Here is a 12,698-nt window from a genome sequence, read left to right on the forward strand (position 1 = left end):
ATTTAGTTAAATAAACAAACAATATTATGTTTTCTGGAATAATTGAAGATCATAACAGTAGTGTTGTCAGATTTGGCGGTGATGGAGATTTACTTATTACTCCAAATGATGGATCGACTTTCGAGCTGATCTTCAAACTGGATACTTTAACTGCGCCTGATTCAATCACAGATGATCCGTTTTCTTGGAGATATTATCATTATTCTGGTATTACCAATGCTGAATTTTGGTTTAATGGTAGCTCAATTTTTATTGATTCTTTAACGGCACTTTTTTCGCATGACCCTGCTGGCAAAAGAGATTCAAATGCATTATTTTTGGATTTGAACTTTACGACTCAACCTCTGTTGGGTTTAGACAAATTAGGCATTTGGATATTTGGCAATAATTGGCTGGTTGGCGATCTAAAAACACCACCTTTATTTAATACCCAAAATCGAACAGATGGTGTTGCCGATAGTAGGGAAAAAAGTATCAAAGTGTTAAAGGCGAGTTCAGACATATTCATAGAGGTACCGTCTCCTTCTATTTATTGGATTTTATTCGCCGCCTTAGTTTTTATAGTTCGCAATAGGGCATTAAAGTCATAACAATCCTTTCACGTCTAAAATTAGGTTAAGTGAAAGATTATATTCACAATCTCACTTTTAAAAATTGAGCAGAGCTTTTGATGTAGAGTTCTGCTTTGGAGTTGTTAGCGTACTAGTTTTTCAAAAAACTCTGCTTACACTATTTGAATACCCGATGCATGTAGTTAACTTACCAAAACCAAGAGAAAAATCAGTTATTTGTCAACTGCGCTAACATGCGGTCAAAGGCGCGATAATTAAGTGCTTCGGCTAGATGTTGTCGTTGAACCTTGGGTTGTTGGCCCAAGTCCGCTATCGTGCGGGCGACTTTTAACACTCTGTGATAAGTACGTAACGATAATCCCAATTGTTCAACAGCATTTTGTAAAAACACTTGGTCTTCTTTACTTAGTTCGCAATATTTTTGGACCTCTTTTGAACCAAGCTGGGCATTGGTTTTACCAGCGCGTTCGAGTTGCACTTGATACGCAGTGATGACTCTTTGCCGCACTACTTGGCTGCTTTCTCCTCGATTAGTGACTTGTTCTGAGAATTCATTGGTGGCGAGTTTGGGGACATCTACCTGTAAATCGATCCTATCTAAAAATGGCCCTGAAATACGATTTAGGTAACGCAATATTTGTTCAGATGAGCAACGACCATCATTCAAGCTACCCGTTGGGCTAGGGTTCATTGCTGCGACTAATTGAAATTGGGCGGGGAACTCGGCTTGTCGAGCTGCCCGCGAAATATTCACGACTCCCGACTCTAAAGGTTCACGTAATACGTCTAACACTTTACGGTCAAATTCGGGTAATTCGTCTAAAAATAAAACGCCATTGTGGGCAAGAGATATTTCTCCAGGGCGGGGGATGCTGCCACCTCCAACTAATGCTACAGCTGAACTAGTATGATGTGGATGACGGAACGCTCTATGTTTCCAAGTTTCAGGGTTAACGGGTTTGCCAACAATTGAATGAATCGCCGCACTCGCTAAGGCTTGTTCGTCAGTCATGTCGGGCAATATAGTTATTAAACGACTGGCCAACATGGTTTTACCTGTGCCAGGAGGGCCTGTGAAAAGTAGATTGTGTGAACCTGCCGCCGCTATTTCTAACGCTCGTTTTCCGCCGCCTTGACCGACTACATCTTGCAAATCTTGTTCGTAATTAACTTGTATATCTTTGACTTGACTAGAAAATAACGGCAAGGCTGCTTGTCCTGAAATATGGTTGTAAACTTCTAATAATTGAGAGACTGGAATGATATTCGCGCGTTTTATCAATGATGCTTCTGGGGCATTTTCCCTAGGCAAAACGATGCTGCGGTTAGCCTGTGTTGTGGCATAGGCAAAAGGTAATGCGCCATTAATAGGCCGAAGTTCGCCAGACAAAGCTAATTCCCCGGCTAATTCTAAATTATTGAGTTTATCTTTAGGCAGTTTTAACGTGGCGGCTATGATCCCAATTGCGATGGCCAAATCGAATCGCCCACCTTCTTTAGGTAAGTCTGCAGGGGCTAAATTAACCGTGATCCGTTTAGCGGGGAATTCAAAACCTGAGTTGATTAATGCACTGCGGACTCTGTCTTTTGCTTCTCTTACTGATGCTTCGGGTAAACCGACTAAATTAAAACACGGTAAACCATTACTTAAGTGCACTTCAACTGTGATTAAAGGTGCATCAATGCCAACACTGGCTCGAGAATAAACAATGGCAAGAGACACGTTGCAACTCCTTTTGCATAGGGGGAGCTTTAAACTTAGCTAATAGTTGTGATTTTGCGAATTGTTCGCCCTAAAGTTAGTTAAATGTTTGCCTTTAATTTTTACCTCTAATGTTTGAACTTGTCTCTGGGAAGAGCGTTCTATAGTATGCTCTGCACAAATACATTAATGAGTTTGTATTTAAATTAAGGGAATTAATATGAAAATTAGTGCAGCGAACTTTCCGGTCAAATCAGTCGTCACAGGGTTAGTGGGTGTCATTATACTTATGGGCTCGATTTATACCGTTAATGAAGGTCACATTGGTATAGTCAAACGTTTTAGTGAAGCAAAAGAGCAGGTAAACCCTGGCTTACATTTTAAAGTACCGTTTATTGATAGCGTAGAAGAAATTGAAGTCCGTACACGTAAAAACGAAGAAAAAATGGCATCAAGTACTAAAGAACAAATGCCAGTTACTGTGAGTGTGAGTGTTAACTGGACTGTGGATAAAACCGCTGCGTTAGAGTTATTTAGGCAGTATGGTGGATTGTCACAATTCGAAAGTAGAATTTTAGATCCAAGATTTCGTTCAGCTACTAAAGATGTGATTCCTCGGTTTGATGCAGAAAGGTTAATTCAAGACAGAGCTACTGCCATTCAAGCAATTGAAGCAAACCTAATAGAAGAAATGAAAGACTTCCCAGTGACGGTAGATAATATTCAAATTGAAAATATTCAATTGCCAGTAAAATATTTAACCTCTATCGAAACCAAACAAACAGAGAAAAATTTAGCGGCTGCCGAAGAGCATAAATTAGCAAGACAAAATTTAGAAGCTCAACGAGATGTGAATACCGCTAAAGCTAAAGCCGATGGTATCGAGTTAGTCGCAATTGCCGAAGCAGAGTCTATTCGAATTAAAGGTTTAGCTGAGGCCGAAGCAATTAAAGCAAAAGCACAGGCATTAGGTGACAATCCTTTGATAATAAAATTAACGGAAGCGCAAAATTGGGATGGAAAATTACCATCTACTATCCTAAGCGGACAAAATATGCCTATTTTGGATTTAAGAGCAAAATAATAGGTAAATGCGCTCTTATGAGCGCATTTTTAGGCTATTTTTATATTGTTAGTCACACCTAAAGTCACAGTCAACGAACAATTAAATGAGACGTAAGCGGTAAAAACCGCCAAATTAATAAAAGTTTACATATCGTATAACTATCTTGAATGCTTGACTCGGTTGAATACCTGTATGATTTAGACCATATAGTTAACATTTTTCTTTGTTAACCCTAAATTAAGATTTTTATATAACCTATTTGAAAGAGTAAATAAAATGCCAAAGTTAAGATCAGCTACCACCACCCAAGGGCGTAATATGGCCGGAGCCAGAGCCTTATGGCGCGCTACTGGTATGAAAGATGGTGATTTTCATAAACCCATCATAGCCGTATCTAACTCATTTACTCAGTTTGTACCGGGTCACGTACATTTAAAAGATATGGGCCAATTGGTTGCTCGTAGCATCGAAGCTGCAGGTGGTGTAGCCAAAGAATTTAATACTATTGCGGTAGATGATGGTATCGCTATGGGTCATAGTGGCATGTTGTACAGCTTGCCTTCACGCGAAATCATTGCTGACTCGGTAGAGTACATGGTTAATGCTCACTGTGCAGATGCCATAGTATGTATCTCTAACTGCGACAAAATCACTCCGGGCATGTTAATGGCGTCTTTACGTTTAAATATTCCGGTTATTTTTGTATCTGGCGGCCCAATGGAAGCAGGTAAAACTAAGCTTTCTGACCAAATCATTAAATTGGATTTAGTTGATGCCATGGTTGCTGGTGTTGATGACAAAGTAAGTGATGACGAAAGTGACGAAGTAGAACGTTCTGCATGTCCTACTTGTGGTTCGTGTTCTGGTATGTTTACTGCAAACTCAATGAATTGCCTAACTGAAGCCCTAGGACTGTCTTTACCTGGTAACGGTTCTATGTTGGCAACTCATGCCGACCGTGAAGGTTTATTTAAGCAAGCTGGTACACAAATTGTTGAGCTATGCCGTCGTTATTATGAAGAAGACGATGCATCTGTTTTACCACGTAACATCGCTAACTTTGATGCATTCGAAAATGCCATGAGTTTAGACATTGCCATGGGTGGTTCAACTAACACTATTTTACATTTATTAGCGGCTGCGGTTGAGGGTGAAATTCCGTTTACCCTTGATGACATTGACCGTCTTTCTCGTAAGGTTCCGCAACTATGTAAGGTTGCTCCGTCTACGCCTAAATATCATATGGAAGACGTTCATCGTGCAGGTGGTGTGTTAGGTATTTTGGCTGAAATAAATCGTGCAGGTTTGCTACACGCAGATTGCTCTCATGTATTAGGTAAAAGCATGGGTGAAGTGATTGCAGATTGGGATGTGACTAATCCAGCAAACGAAAAAGCCTTAGAATTTTATAAAGCTGGCCCGGCTGGTATTCGTACGACCAAAGCTTTCAGCCAAAATTGTCGTTGGCCAACGGCTGATACAGATCGTGCAGACGGTTGTATTCGAAGCATAGATAACGCTTTCAGCGAAGAAGGTGGTCTTGCGGTGTTGTTTGGGAATATCGCAGAAAACGGCTGTATTGTAAAAACTGCTGGGGTAGACGAGTCAATTCTTAAATTTACTGGCCGTGCACGTATATTTGAAAGCCAAGATGAAGCAGTTGCTGCCATATTAGGTGATGAAGTGGTTGCCGGAGATGTGGTAATTATTCGTTACGAAGGCCCTAAAGGCGGTCCAGGCATGCAAGAAATGTTGTATCCAACGACTTACTTAAAAGCCAAAGGTTTAGGGAAAGAGTGCGCATTAATCACTGACGGTCGTTTCTCGGGCGGTACTTCAGGATTGTCTATTGGTCACTGTGCACCAGAAGCTGCAAGTGGTGGTGGTATTGGTTTGGTTGAAGAAGGTGACACTATCTTAATCGATATTCCGGGACGTAAAATTGGTGTGGATATCAGTGATGCTGATTTACAAGTTAGGCGTGACAATATGAACAACAGTGCTAAACCTTGGAAGCCTGCTACCCGTGAGCGTAAAGTAACGTTAGCCCTTAAAGCTTATGCCTTGTTAGCGACTAGTGCTGATAAAGGCGGTGTACGCGACGCTTCTAAATTAGAAGACTAATGACACTCTCAGCCGATGATTATTTAAAGCGTATTTTGTTATCGCCCGTCTACGATGTGGCGGTGAATTCTGATTTGCAAAAATTAGATAAATTATCTGCAACTTTAGGTAATGATATTTGGCTAAAACGGGAAGACCAACAACCGGTAAAGTCTTTTAAATTGCGCGGGGCTTACAACAAGTTAAGCCAGCTGTCAGATGCTCAACTAAAAGCCGGTGTGGTGGCATCTTCTGCAGGTAATCATGCACAAGGTGTCGCTTATTCAGCAAGAAAGAAAAAGATTAAAGCGACAATAGTCATGCCAGAAACGGCGCCCGACATAAAAGTCGACGCCGTAAAAAAGTTTGGCGGTGAATACGCCAATGTTGTATTGCATGGCACTAGTTTTGACCAAGCAAAAGCAGAAGCGTTACGCCTTTCAGAAGAATGTGGCTATACCATGGTGGCGCCTTTTGATGATCCAGATGTAATTGCTGGCCAAGGTACGATTGCTCGTGAGTTACTCGAACAAAACCCTGATTTAGATACCTTATTTATTGCAGTAGGTGGCGGCGGTTTGATTGCCGGTATCTCAGTTTTTCTAAAACATCTAAAGCCTGATTTAAAGATTATTGCCGTAGAATCTGATGAATCAGCTTGTTTAGCGGCAGCTATGCAGGCGGGTAAACCAGTTCCTCTGAATCATGTAGGAATTTTTGCCGATGGTGTTGCGGTTAAGATCATTGGTGAAGAGCCGTTTAGGTTATGTCAACAATATGTAGATGAAGTGATCAGTGTCAGTACTGATGAAATTTGCGCGGCGATTAAAGATATTTTTGATGACACTCGAGTGATTGCCGAACCTGCCGGTGCTTTGTCAGTGGCTGGCATTCGTAAATACTTACAGTCCAACCCAATGACAGGCAAAAAGATTGGCGGTATTTTGTGTGGTGCCAATATTAATTTTCACACCCTTCGTTATGTTTCTGAACGTTGTGAACTAGGTGAACAAAAAGAAGCTGTGATGGCTGTGAAGATCCCTGAGCGTAAAGGGGCTTTTAGAGAGTTTTGCGAAACCTTAGGTGGCCGAGCTATTACTGAGTTTAATTATCGTTATTCAACTGACGGTGAAGCGCATATTTTTGTAGGTATTAAGTTACGTGAAGGCCAAGTTGAATATGAGCAACTAACCATTCAATTAAACGATAAAGGTTATCAATGTTTTAATTTATCTGATAATGAAATGGCTAAGTTACATGTACGATACATGGTGGGTGGTCGTCCCCCAGGTTTGTTAAATGAAAAATTATTCTCCTTTGAATTTCCTGAATACCCAGGCGCGTTAATGACATTTTTGGACACGTTAGGCGAAAACTGGAATATTACTCTTTTCCATTATCGTAATCATGGTGCTGCAGAAGGTTTAGTTTTAGTTGGCTTTGATATTGCTGATGAAGAACGTGCTGAATTTGATCAGCACTTAGCTAAGTTGGGTTACACCTATGAAGAACAAACTGACAACCCTGCTTATAAATTTTTCTTGTCAGGTTTAAACGGTGTGTCTGAGTAGTTGAGTATTTAATGGAATTAGTATTGCTAATTAGCCCAAGCAATTAATAGTTATTTAGGCTCTATTTCTCTTACATGTCGGCGAACAGATAACAAAGAGCCACTTAATCCTAAGAATATTGATACTGAGATCATTATGATAAATGTACTAAAATCTACCCCCGTAATATTAAAGTTTTTTTGATAAAGTGCACTAACTGTTTGAATGCTACTGCTCATCCACCACAGCAGTATAATCACAGCAAACCAAGCTAAAATCCCACCTAAAAACCCATACCAAAAACCCGTGTACATGAATGGTCTTTGGATAAATGCGTCGGTTGCTCCGACCAGTTTCATGACTAATATTTCGTCTTTCTTGCTCAGAATGTTTAACCGAATGGTATTTCCGATTATCAGTACAACGGCTAAAAATAGTAATAATGCGATAACAGTGACTAGCTCTTTTACGACATTTAATAAGCCATGCAGTCGTTCGAGCCACTCTATATCAAGTTTTCCAATATCGACTTCTCTTTCAGATTTAAGCTTTTCTAATAATATTCTGGCTGCTGTTGGCCCTGCATGTCGGCTCGTCGGTGTAACTAACACTACGTTAGGTAATGGATTTTTATCCAAATAGGTGATGGCATCGCCAAAGCCTGATAGCTGTTTAAATTCGTTTAAGGCTTTTTCTGCAGAAATAAAATCAATTGAATCCACTTCTGGCCAAAGTTGGATGCGTGTTAACAGCTGGTCGACTTCACGTTTGCTCGCATTTTCTTTTAAGAATAACGAAATCTGTGAAGCTTGCTCCCAACCCGAACTCACCTGTTCAGCGTTTTTTACCATGACATACAAAGTACTGGGTAAGGTAATACTTAGCCCCAATACACCAATCGTCATAATAGATGACATACGGGAACGCCATAACTCCCCTAAGCTGCCTAAAGCTTGTCTAACATGGCTGACAAAAAACATGATAATGCGCTGTACTGAAGAAACTTGGGCTATTTGCGCACCTTGTACTCTGCCTTTAAATAAAATGCTCATCGACAAACCTACATAATATTAAGAGTGGAATTAAACGTACAAATCATCAGTTTGAAACTCTTCATCGAGCCCATCTGTGATCATTTGTCCTTGTTTAAGGGTTAATGTTCGATATTTCATGCGAGCGATTAAACCTAAATCGTGAGTCGCAATAAAAACAGAGACACCGGCTTGATTAAAATCTTCGAATAGGCGAATGATTTCCATGGAAAGTTTGGGATCTAAGTTACCTGTTGGCTCATCTGCTAATAACAAAGGAGGTTTATTGACTACGGCTCTTGCGATACCGACTCTTTGTTGTTCACCACCTGATAGCATCATTGGAGAATTTTTAATCTTGTCTCTAAGGCCCACCATCTCTAATGCTGCATGTACACGTTTTGCTATTTCTTTGTGTGAATAACCTTCGATAACCAATGGTAGCGCTACATTATCAAAAACGGTTTTATCCATTAATAATTGATGGCTTTGAAAAATCATGCCGATATCACGACGAATATAAGCAATCTGTTTACGTTGGATGTTGGATAAGTCATGCCCATTGATGAGAACTTTGCCAACTGTGGGCCTTTCCATAATAGAAATGAGCTTGAGCAATGTGCTTTTGCCAGCACCTGAGTGTCCGGTTAAAAAAGCCATTTCACCTGGTTCGATATGAAAATCGACTTTCCTTAAAGCTTGCTGCCCACCAGGGTAGGTCTTGCTTACCTGCTCAAACTTAATCATAAGTGTTTTAACTTACCTGTTCTGATTGACCTTCGGGTTCAGTAAATAAAGCGTTAACAAAATCTTGGCTATTGAAAGGACGTAAATCATCAATACCTTCGCCGATTCCAATATAACGAATAGGGATTTCAAATTCATCAGCAATCGAAAATATCACTCCGCCTTTTGCTGTACCATCTAATTTAGTTAGGCTTATGCCGGTTAACCCGACTGCTTCGTGGAAGAGTTTTGTTTGGCTAACCGCATTTTGGCCGGTGCTAGCGTCTAGAGTGAGCATGATTTCGTGTGGTGCTTCCGGTGAAATCTTTTTCATCACACGGACTACCTTCTTTAACTCTTCCATTAGGTGGTCTTTATTTTGTAATCGACCTGCTGTGTCGGCAATTAATACATCAATATTTTTTGCCTGTGCAGATTGGAAAGCATCAAATATAACGGAAGCACTGTCAGAGCCCGTTTGTTGGGCAACGACAGGAATGTCGTTACGTTCTCCCCACACTTGTAATTGTTCAACGGCTGCAGCTCTAAAGGTATCACCAGCGGCTAACATGACTTTTTTGCCTTGTTGCTGAAATTGTTTAGCCATTTTTCCGATAGTTGTGGTTTTACCTACACCATTCACTCCTACCATCAAAATCACAAATGGGCCATTGGGTGATGAGAGTGTTAATGGGCTTTCAACCTTGCTCAAAATATTGGACATTTGTTCTTTAAGTATTTGGTATAAGGCTTCGCCGTCTTTCAACTGTTTACGATTAGAAGTTTCAGTGAGTTGATCAATTAATTTTACCGTGGTGTTCATACCTAAATCAGCGACGAGTAATTGGGTTTCTAATTCCTCAAACAATTCGTCGTCAATTGCTTTACCACGAAATAAACCAATTATACCGCTACCAATGCTTTCTTTGGTGCGGGATAAACTGCGCTTTAGCTTGCCAAAAAAACCTGTTTTTTCTGGTTTCTCTGCTTCTTTTTTGACCGGTTCGCTTTCTACAATTTGTTCAACGGTATCTTTCTCTGTTTCTTCTGTCACAAGTTTAGACTCGGGAGTCAGATTTTCCTCTGATTCCATACTCGGTTCTAACGCATTGTTGTCGACGGTTTTTTGTTCCGATGAGTCTATAGAATGTGAGGTTTCTATATAAGAATGACTAGTTTCTAAATTTGAATTCTCATCAATTTTAGTCTCTGAATGAAGTGCTGAGTCTGAAGCGATATTTTGTGAAGAATCTACATTTTCATTGGCTTTTGACAGTATTTTGTCTTTTTCAGAATTATTGTTCTTTAATTCATTTTGAGTTTCATTCGCTTGCTCATTATCTGAATTTTTAGGATCTATTTCCTGCTCTACAGACTCTTGCGGTTTCTTATCTTTTTTGAGCCAATTGAAAAACTTTGACATACAGTTGAAAAATCCTTGGAATTTCGTTGAGTTAATTAAGTACACTAGTGTTACATATTTCCAATAATAGCATTTCTACCCCAAATGAAGCGAGACGTAAAAACACCTCAAAAAACAAATGGTGCAATTCGTATCATTAGTGGCCGTTGGCGCGGGCGAAAATTACCCGTTATTAATGTACAAGGGTTAAGGCCAACTACAGATAGAAATAAAGAGACTTTATTTAATTGGCTGATGCCATATACCCAAGATGCAAAATGTTTAGATGCTTTTGCTGGAAGTGGTGGATTAGGCTTTGAAGCTTTATCTAGATACGCACAATCTACAATATTCGTTGAATTAGATAAAAAAGCAGTTAAAAAATTAAACGAAAATATTCAATTACTAGGTATTACATCTGATCAAGCCAGAGTGTCTCAAGGTAACGCTGAGCAGGTATTAAACCAATTGGGCGATCAGTTTGATTTGATATTTTTAGATCCCCCTTTTAATAAAAATTTGTTACCAGCTGTTATTAATAAAATATCAAATTTGGACTTGTTAGCGCCAGGTGGTGTCATTTATATCGAAAGTGAAGGGCAGGCGCAGTATTCAACACCTACAGATTGGCAAATACTAAAAGAGAAAAAGACCTCTCAAGTCCTTGTAAGACTTTATCAAAAGGTGAGTTAAACTTAATTTAGAGTGTTTTAACTTTTTTAGTCTGGTATCTCAATCCCAATATTACTCATGCCTTCTGCAGTAGCTAGCGTTTTGAGTTGATGGCAGGTTTCAGCATTTTTTGGACTTTTATTTAATAAGACTAGTAGTTCTTGTTGGGTTTCGATTTCCCACTGCATTAAAGGGTGTTGTTTAATCTCGTCTGCCTCAAGTGTTTGTTCAGCGCTGGCTTCTATGAAAGCTTCAACTCCACCTTGCGATAACTTACTGACCACAACAGCACCTTGTAAATCTTCATTTTGGATTAGCAATATGGTGGCAGACATTGACATTGCTACGTCAATTGCCGGATAAACACCGTAGTTATCGTAGTCACTAGCATCTGGTACTAGGTCTTCTATTTTTTCTAACTGGGCAGCAAAATTGATTTTACTTTTAGGAGAGGCTAACCATTCCCAGATTGAATTTAGCGTTTTACGGTATTGAGATGGATCGGCAAATTCACTTACTTCACAAAATAAAACGTAGTTAGGTAACATTCTCTCTAATAATGTGGCTGAAAATGCCACTGCATGCCAACCTGTTAAGTCTCTAACTTGTTGAAAAATATTTAATTTCTTAGTCAATTTATTCTCTTTTTTGCGAAGTCTACAATTGAATTAATGCTTAGCTAATGTCAAATTTAACCTAACGAATAATAATTACCAATCCCGTCAAGTAACATTTGAATAGAAATCATGATTAAAATCATACCCATCAAACGTTCTATAGCGGTTAAGCCTCTTTCCCCTAATAATCTGTGAAAAGTCCCTGATAGCATTAATATAGTGGCCGAAAACAGCCATGCTCCTCCTAGAGCCAGCGACCAGTCTAACATACGGCTAAGGTCTTGATTAGCTAATAATATGAGTGCTGCTAACACAGATGGACCGGCTATCATGGGGATGGCTAATGGGACAATAAAAGGTTCTTCCCCAGAAGGTAATCCTGTTATTCCGCCTGGTTGAGGAAAGATCATTTTTAATCCAATTAAAAATAAAATGATACCGCCGGCTATGCTAACAGACTCTTGGCGCACATTTAAAAAATCCAAGACAACTTGGCCACTAAACAAAAAAGTGAACATTATAATAAGCGAGAATATTAGTTCTCTGGCTAATACAATTTTCCTGCGTTTAGGCTCTATACTTTTTAAGACAGACATAAACACAGGTAAATTCCCGAGGGGATCCATAATTAAGATTAATGTTATAGCTGCTGACCAAGTATCCATATAGGGGCTCTACTTTTCAGTGTCGGTATTAGTCAATTTATATCACCTTATTTGGTTGTAAGCTTAGTCTTTATTAATTAATTGAATTTTTATGTCAGCGTATAAATAAATGGTATTCACCAAAATTAGTAATGAAAAATATTGTGTTAGGTTAGCTGAGTGACTATTTTAAAATATAGAAATAAAAATAGTTTTAATTTCAATAGCTTGATGATTTAATGGTGGAATACAAAATCCATTAGTGATTTTGTATCTCTTTAATGGATGATAAATTGAACTAGCAATTATTAATCTTTAAGCTTTACTAAAACATCATCATTATTATAAAAATATGTGAGGATAGACTTATGAGTCTAATGACAGTAGCACAAGTAGCAGAATTTCTAGGTGTACAAGATGTACGAGTTGAAAGATTAGAAAGAGAAAGTTTATTAATTTCCGCTGATAAAGACGCTAGCGGGAATCCATTGTTTGAAAAAGATGCTGTAGAAAAATATAAAGTACTTGCTGAACGCTTAGGCGGTATTTAGCCATCGATAAACTGCAAAAGGGTGAGGTAAACTCAACCTTTTGCATATTTACTTTTTTTCTC

The 12,698-nt window shown here is 39.1% G+C and carries 12 protein-coding genes; 6 read left to right on the plus strand and 6 right to left on the minus strand.

Going from position 1 to position 12,698, the window contains the following annotated elements; genetic code table 11:
* Nucleotides 1-26: 26 nt before the first annotated feature.
* Nucleotides 27-590, plus strand: a complete 564-nt coding sequence (locus ACSHXM_RS11720; RefSeq protein WP_435688955.1) for a hypothetical protein — start codon at nucleotides 27-29, stop codon at nucleotides 588-590.
* A gap of 190 nt (nucleotides 591-780) precedes the next feature.
* Here ACSHXM_RS11720 and ACSHXM_RS11725 read toward each other — a convergent pair whose 3' ends face one another.
* Nucleotides 781-2,295, minus strand: a complete 1,515-nt coding sequence (locus ACSHXM_RS11725; RefSeq protein WP_435688956.1) for a YifB family Mg chelatase-like AAA ATPase — start codon at nucleotides 2,293-2,295, stop codon at nucleotides 781-783.
* A 199-nt stretch (nucleotides 2,296-2,494) separates the two neighbouring features.
* On the opposite strand from ACSHXM_RS11725, the gene ACSHXM_RS11730 reads away from it, so the two are divergent.
* The 3 genes from ACSHXM_RS11730 to ilvA all read left to right on the plus strand — a co-directional run bounded on the left by ACSHXM_RS11730 (nucleotide 2,495) and on the right by ilvA (nucleotide 7,014).
* Nucleotides 2,495-3,358 carry a prohibitin family protein gene (locus tag ACSHXM_RS11730; protein ID WP_435688957.1) on the plus strand — a complete coding sequence of 288 codons (864 nt, stop codon included), beginning with the start codon at nucleotides 2,495-2,497 and terminating at the stop codon, nucleotides 3,356-3,358.
* Nucleotides 3,359-3,616: 258 nt separating this feature from the next.
* Nucleotides 3,617-5,464 carry a dihydroxy-acid dehydratase gene (ilvD, locus tag ACSHXM_RS11735; protein WP_435688958.1) on the plus strand — a complete coding sequence of 616 codons (1,848 nt, stop codon included), beginning with the start codon at nucleotides 3,617-3,619 and terminating at the stop codon, nucleotides 5,462-5,464.
* Nucleotides 5,464-7,014: a threonine ammonia-lyase, biosynthetic gene (gene ilvA, locus ACSHXM_RS11740; protein WP_435688959.1), complete on the plus strand. Its 1,551-nt coding sequence runs from the start codon at nucleotides 5,464-5,466 to the stop codon at nucleotides 7,012-7,014. Before ilvD ends, ilvA begins: the two co-directional genes overlap by 1 nt.
* 50 nt (nucleotides 7,015-7,064) lie before the next feature.
* Here the strand turns inward: ilvA and ftsX are convergent, their stop codons facing one another.
* Genes ftsX through ftsY form a run of 3 tightly spaced genes read right to left on the minus strand, consistent with a single transcriptional unit; the run spans nucleotide 7,065 to nucleotide 10,173 of the window.
* Nucleotides 7,065-8,045, minus strand: a complete 981-nt coding sequence (gene ftsX / locus ACSHXM_RS11745; protein WP_435688960.1) for a permease-like cell division protein FtsX — start codon at nucleotides 8,043-8,045, stop codon at nucleotides 7,065-7,067.
* 30 nt (nucleotides 8,046-8,075) lie between these two features.
* Complete coding sequence (gene ftsE, locus ACSHXM_RS11750) at nucleotides 8,076-8,771, minus strand: cell division ATP-binding protein FtsE (RefSeq protein ID WP_235310962.1); 696 nt, start codon at nucleotides 8,769-8,771, stop codon at nucleotides 8,076-8,078.
* A 7-nt stretch (nucleotides 8,772-8,778) separates the two neighbouring features.
* Complete coding sequence (ftsY, locus tag ACSHXM_RS11755; protein WP_435688961.1) at nucleotides 8,779-10,173, minus strand: signal recognition particle-docking protein FtsY; 1,395 nt, start codon at nucleotides 10,171-10,173, stop codon at nucleotides 8,779-8,781.
* Nucleotides 10,174-10,257: 84 nt separating this feature from the next.
* Here ftsY and rsmD point away from each other — a divergent pair, with 84 nt between their 5' ends.
* A complete protein-coding gene (gene rsmD, locus ACSHXM_RS11760; protein WP_435688962.1) occupies nucleotides 10,258-10,845 on the plus strand; it encodes a 16S rRNA (guanine(966)-N(2))-methyltransferase RsmD in 588 nt (195 codons plus the stop codon).
* A gap of 26 nt (nucleotides 10,846-10,871) precedes the next feature.
* On the opposite strand, the gene ACSHXM_RS11765 is transcribed toward rsmD, so the two are convergent.
* Together ACSHXM_RS11765 and ACSHXM_RS11770 are read right to left on the minus strand one after the other, a co-directional pair.
* On the minus strand, nucleotides 10,872-11,459 hold the full coding sequence (locus ACSHXM_RS11765) for a YjaG family protein (protein WP_435688963.1): 588 nt from the start codon (nucleotides 11,457-11,459) through the stop codon (nucleotides 10,872-10,874).
* A gap of 56 nt (nucleotides 11,460-11,515) precedes the next feature.
* Complete coding sequence (locus tag ACSHXM_RS11770; protein WP_435688964.1) at nucleotides 11,516-12,106, minus strand: YhgN family NAAT transporter; 591 nt, start codon at nucleotides 12,104-12,106, stop codon at nucleotides 11,516-11,518.
* Between the two features lie 347 nt (nucleotides 12,107-12,453).
* Between ACSHXM_RS11770 and ACSHXM_RS11775 the strand changes: the two genes are divergently transcribed.
* Nucleotides 12,454-12,636 (plus strand): helix-turn-helix domain-containing protein, encoded by a 183-nt coding sequence (locus tag ACSHXM_RS11775; RefSeq protein WP_435688965.1) that lies wholly within the window; start codon nucleotides 12,454-12,456, stop codon nucleotides 12,634-12,636.
* Nucleotides 12,637-12,698 lie beyond the last annotated feature (62 nt).

Origin of the sequence: Paraglaciecola sp., assembly GCF_051252315.1 — a bacterium.
Lineage (GTDB): Bacteria > Pseudomonadota > Gammaproteobacteria > Enterobacterales > Alteromonadaceae > Paraglaciecola.

Excerpts from the sequence above, each read along its gene's own strand:
- ACSHXM_RS11730 (WP_435688957.1), top strand. The coding sequence starts at position 2,495 with ATGAAAATTAGTGCAGCGAACTTTCCGGTCAAATCAGTCGTCACAGGG.
- ilvD (WP_435688958.1), top strand. The coding sequence starts at position 3,617 with ATGCCAAAGTTAAGATCAGCTACCACCACCCAAGGGCGTAATATGGCC.
- ftsY (WP_435688961.1), bottom strand. The coding sequence starts at position 10,173 with ATGTCAAAGTTTTTCAATTGGCTCAAAAAAGATAAGAAACCGCAAGAG.
- ACSHXM_RS11770 (WP_435688964.1), bottom strand. The coding sequence starts at position 12,106 with ATGGATACTTGGTCAGCAGCTATAACATTAATCTTAATTATGGATCCC.
- ftsE (WP_235310962.1), bottom strand. The coding sequence starts at position 8,771 with ATGATTAAGTTTGAGCAGGTAAGCAAGACCTACCCTGGTGGGCAGCAA.
- ACSHXM_RS11775 (WP_435688965.1), top strand. The coding sequence starts at position 12,454 with ATGAGTCTAATGACAGTAGCACAAGTAGCAGAATTTCTAGGTGTACAA.
- ACSHXM_RS11720 (WP_435688955.1), top strand. The coding sequence starts at position 27 with ATGTTTTCTGGAATAATTGAAGATCATAACAGTAGTGTTGTCAGATTT.
- ilvA (WP_435688959.1), top strand. The coding sequence starts at position 5,464 with ATGACACTCTCAGCCGATGATTATTTAAAGCGTATTTTGTTATCGCCC.
- rsmD (WP_435688962.1), top strand. The coding sequence starts at position 10,258 with ATGAAGCGAGACGTAAAAACACCTCAAAAAACAAATGGTGCAATTCGT.
- ftsX (WP_435688960.1), bottom strand. The coding sequence starts at position 8,045 with ATGAGCATTTTATTTAAAGGCAGAGTACAAGGTGCGCAAATAGCCCAA.